The 582-nt window shown below is 49.8% G+C and carries 1 protein-coding gene; it reads left to right on the top strand.

From position 1 onward, the window contains the following. The coding region (locus H8S55_RS13910; protein ID WP_186879363.1) for a recombinase family protein at positions 1-582 on the top strand (582 nt) is incomplete at both ends.

Genomic DNA, 582 nt, shown 5'->3' with positions numbered 1-582 from the left:
CTGTCAAAGGACGATGACCTGCAAGGCGAAAGTGCCAGTATCGCAAACCAGCGTGATATGCTGGAAAAATACTGCGAAAAGCAGGGATGGGAGGTTGTGGCAGTCTATCAGGACGATGGCTTCACAGGTCTTAATATGGAGCGTCCTGATTTACAGAGAATGTTGAGAGCCATTGAGCGCAGGCAAATCAACCTTGTCATCACGAAAGACCTCAGCCGACTGGGGCGTAACTATCTGCAAACCGGGCATTTGATTGAGGACTTTTTCCCAAGAAACGGTGTCCGCTATATCGCCATGAATGACGGTATCGACACCCTGCGGGATAACAACGACATTGCCCCGTTCAAGAATATCCTGAACGAGATGTACAGCAAGGATATTTCCAAGAAAGTCCATTCCTCTTATCTTCTGAAAGCGCAGAAAGGACAGTTTACCGGGTGTCTTGCCCCGTTTGGGTATCGGAAAGACCCGGAGGACAAAAACCATCTGCTCATTGACGAGGAAACCGCCCCGATTGTGCGGCTGATTTTCGGATATGCCCTAAACGGTCATGGTCCGAACTATATCCGCAGACGGCTGGAG

It is taken from the genome of Flintibacter faecis (assembly GCF_014287875.1).
GTDB lineage: Bacteria > Bacillota > Clostridia > Oscillospirales > Oscillospiraceae > Lawsonibacter > Lawsonibacter faecis_A.
The sequence above is the reverse complement of the archived record's forward strand: the minus strand, read 5'-3'. Positions and strand labels throughout refer to the sequence as shown.